Source organism: Halomonas sp. BC2 (assembly GCF_002078115.1).
Classification (GTDB): Bacteria; Pseudomonadota; Gammaproteobacteria; order Pseudomonadales; family Halomonadaceae; genus Vreelandella; species Vreelandella stevensii.
Map to the genome: position 1 here is coordinate 143035 of NZ_LFGT01000023.1, position 3305 is coordinate 146339.

Annotated in this window: 6 protein-coding genes; 5 read left to right on the forward strand and 1 reads right to left on the reverse strand. The window is 53.0% G+C overall.

Features of this window, described 5'->3' with window-relative positions:
- Window positions 1–51: 51 nt before the first annotated feature.
- Complete coding sequence (locus tag B7L71_RS14345) at window positions 52–354, reverse strand: antibiotic biosynthesis monooxygenase family protein (RefSeq protein WP_016915196.1); 303 nt, start codon at window positions 352–354, stop codon at window positions 52–54.
- A gap of 111 nt (window positions 355–465) precedes the next feature.
- Here B7L71_RS14345 and B7L71_RS17775 point away from each other — a divergent pair, with 111 nt between their 5' ends.
- From B7L71_RS17775 to B7L71_RS14360, 5 genes are all read left to right on the forward strand, one after another.
- On the forward strand, window positions 466–660 hold the full coding sequence (locus tag B7L71_RS17775; RefSeq protein WP_249273274.1) for a deoxyribodipyrimidine photo-lyase: 195 nt from the start codon (window positions 466–468) through the stop codon (window positions 658–660).
- 508 nt (window positions 661–1168) lie between these two features.
- Window positions 1169–2041 carry an FAD-binding domain-containing protein gene (locus B7L71_RS17780; protein WP_249273275.1) on the forward strand — a complete coding sequence of 291 codons (873 nt, stop codon included), beginning with the start codon at window positions 1169–1171 and terminating at the stop codon, window positions 2039–2041.
- A gap of 209 nt (window positions 2042–2250) precedes the next feature.
- Window positions 2251–2736, forward strand: coding sequence for a HalD/BesD family halogenase (locus B7L71_RS17180; RefSeq protein WP_446497432.1), 486 nt, complete (start codon window positions 2251–2253; stop codon window positions 2734–2736).
- A gap of 20 nt (window positions 2737–2756) precedes the next feature.
- Window positions 2757–2957, forward strand: a complete 201-nt coding sequence (locus B7L71_RS18050) for a HalD/BesD family halogenase (protein WP_446497433.1) — start codon at window positions 2757–2759, stop codon at window positions 2955–2957.
- A gap of 61 nt (window positions 2958–3018) precedes the next feature.
- On the forward strand, window positions 3019–3305 hold a 287-nt coding region (locus B7L71_RS14360), incomplete at its 3' end, for a LysE family transporter (RefSeq protein ID WP_170919512.1).

Consider the following 3305-nt stretch of genomic DNA (forward strand, 5'->3'; position numbering starts at 1 on the left):
CTAGCGCTTGCCTGACGGCGGCTTGGGGCTTGGGGCTTGGGGCCAAGGGCCTTACAGCACTACCTCATAGCCTTCGAATTTGGGCGGGCCGAGGTAGATGCCTTCCGGCGATTTGGCATTGGCGTGGGCCTTGCGGAAAGCCTCTGACTTGGTCCAGGCGCGGAAGGCCTCTTCGGATTCCCACACGCTGTGGGAGATGAACACGGTGTGCTCTTCCTGGCTTTCGCCCTGCAGCATGTGAAACTCCTTGAAGCCCGGCACTTCCTCCAGGTGGGAATCGCGGTTGCGCCACACCTCCAGAAAATCCTCTTCGCGGCCTGGGGCAATCCGAAAACGGTTCATGGCAATGTACATCGAGACTCTCCTGTTGATCGGGAGTAGATAGAGTGATTACGCCAACGCTGGCTTGATGGTAACGTCTTCCGTTCATCACGAATAGATTGCAACGCACAGGCGTTACGGCTCATGGCTCAGGCACCCCTTCAGGTCGTTTGGTTCAAACGCGATTTGCGCATTCACGATCACGCACCGCTGGCCAACGCCGCAGCGGCAGGCCCGGTGCTGCCGCTGTTTGCCATCGAGCCCGGCCAATGGCAAACGCCCGACAGCGCCCTGCGCCACTGGCAGTTTGCCGCCGATTCGCTAGTTGACTTGGCCTAGGCGCTCGACACGCTGGGCCTGCCGCTCTGCCTGTGGCAAGGCGATATGCTGGAGTGCCTGGCCGCCCTCAAAGCCCACTACGGCGAACTGGTGCTGCACTCCCACCAGGAGACCGGCAACGCATGGAGCTTCGCGCGGGACCAGCGCGTTCAGGCATGGTGCCAGGCCCACCAGGTGCCCTGGCAGGAAGCCCGCCAGCAGGGCGTGATTCGCGGGCTGAGCAGCCGCACCGGGCACCAATCCCGCTGGGAAAACCACTGGGAAGCGCTGATGGCCGCCCCCACCTGCCCCGCGCCACAAGCAGCGGTGGCCGCACCCGATTGGGAAGCCTTTCATCACGTAGACGTAACGCAACTGCCCTCGCTGACTCAGGGGTTCGATACCACGCCCTGCCCCCAACGCCAGCGCGGCGGGCGTAGCGAAGGCCGCGCGCTGTGGCTGAGCTTTATTACCCAGCGCGGGCGGCGCTACCGCGGCTCGCTTTCCAAGCCGTTACTGGCCTGGGAATTTGGTTCGCGGCTCTCCCCGCACCTGGCCTGGGGCACGCTCTCGATGCGCGAAGTGGTGCCAATCCCTGCGCCGCCAGCGCCAAAAACACGCCGACGACACCGCCTGGGCCCGCTCGCTGCGCGCCTTTACCTCGCGGCTCTACTGGCACTGCCACTTCATTCAAAAACTGGAAAGCGAACCCAGCATCGAGCAGCAAACGCTCCACCCCGCGCTGCGCGGCCTGCGGGAGCGCGACCCGGAACACCCGCACCTGATTGCCTGGAAGCGCGGCCAAACCGGCGTGCCGCTGGTGGATGCCTGCATTCGCAGCCTGACCGCCACCGGCTGGATCAACTTCCGCATGCGCGCCATGCTGATCTCCCACGCCACCTTTGGCCTGGCGCTGCACTGGGTAGAGCCAGCCTTACATTTGGCGCGGCTATTTACCGACTTCGAACCCGGCATTCACTACCCCCAAGTGCAAATGCAAGCAGGCGCCACCGGCACCAACGCCCTGCGGGTCTACAATCCCATCAAGCAAGCGGAGGATAACGACCCAGATGGTGAGTTTGTCGCCCGCTGGGTGCCCGAGCTTGCGCCCCTACCTCTGGAATGGCGCGCCAAACCCTGGGCCCTACCGGAAAGCCTGCAAAAACGCTTCGGATTTCAACCGGGCATCGACTACCCCATCCCCAACGATTTCGAAGCCGAAGCGCGCCACTGGAAGAAGATGCTGTACGAACTGCGCCGCACGCCGGAGGCGAGGGATGCTAGCCAAGCGATTGTGGATAAACTCGCTAGTCAGCGGCGGCCTGCTGCTCGGCGGGCTAAAAAAGCAAAACCCGCCGATCGTCAGCAACTTTACAAGAGCATATGTTTTAATTTTTTGTAAGAAACATCTTACACACTACAAGAGATATCTTACAAAAAAAATGCATAAGCATTATTGACACGAAGAAAAAATAATTAAATTTAAATAACGCCAGCTTGCTTTCGAAAATAAAAATTCAATTTAAACATCCAAGGAGAAAGTAAGGTGAAAACAGAAAAAGAATTTGAAGAAAGCATCAAAAAACACTTAAAAAACTTCCAAAAGGATATATCGAGAGCTTAAAAAGAGACCATAAAGATGACACAATGGTTATTATGCATGATCTTTTGCCTGAGGACATAAAACAATCAATCGCCTCAGAGGCAAGGCAGCTTCTAGATAAAGAATCAGAAAGAAGAGAATTAATCGTTGAGCAGAGCGGTGGGACACCTCGCTCTTATAATAGTGTAGGAAGAGATATCATCCGAAAGGAAGGTGTTTACATCCCAGCTTTTTTTGATAGCAAAGAAATCCTTAACTTCTTATCCACAATAATTGGCGAGAAAATCCACAAAGTTCCGTATGCACCTGAAGAGTTTATAATTAACTCTCAATCAAAGAGAGGCGATACACACGGATGGCACTGGGATGACTATACGTTTGCACTTATCTGGGTAGTTGATGAACCAGACATTCTAAGTGGCGGAAGAGTAGAGTTTGTACCTCGTATAAAATGGGATAAAGAAAAACCAGAATACAGCTTCATGAAACATTAAAAAATAATGAGGTTAGAAGTATTCACGTTCCAGAGGGCTCTTGTTATCTATTAAGAGCCAGAGACGCATTACATAGAACTTCGCCTATCACTAAAGACACACGCAGAACAGTTATTGTGTATACTTATGCAACGACTGAAGACTTGCAAGACACATCGATCTCTCATGAATCAATGGAGTCGATTTATCCTAAAGATACCAAAAAAGAAGCATTAGCCTAAAGCCGGCATATCTACAAGAGGCATTTATCAATGTCTCTTTTATATTCATATAGGATAAAAAATGTTAGAGCTATTCATATCTGCCCTTTTTTTAGGTTTTGTATTTAATGCTATGCCTGGAGCCATATTTGCGGAAAGTTTTAGGAGGGGCATTCAAGGTGGGTTCAATCCTGCTTTTGCAGTACAGATTGGCTCTTTGGCAGGAGATTTTATTTGGGCAGTTCTAGGACTGACCGGAGCAGCAGTGTTGTTTTCTCTTCCTCTCGTTGAAAAGCCTCTCGCTATTATTGGAGCACTACTACTTTTATGGATCGCTTTTCAAGCAATACGTGATGGTTTGTCACCTTT

What these genes read in the sequence shown, in the direction of transcription:
- B7L71_RS14345 (WP_016915196.1), bottom strand. Translation starts at nt 354, where the DNA reads ATGTACATTGCCATGAACCGTTTTCGGATTGCCCCAGGCCGCGAAGAG.
- B7L71_RS17775 (WP_249273274.1), top strand. Translation starts at nt 466, where the DNA reads ATGGCTCAGGCACCCCTTCAGGTCGTTTGGTTCAAACGCGATTTGCGC.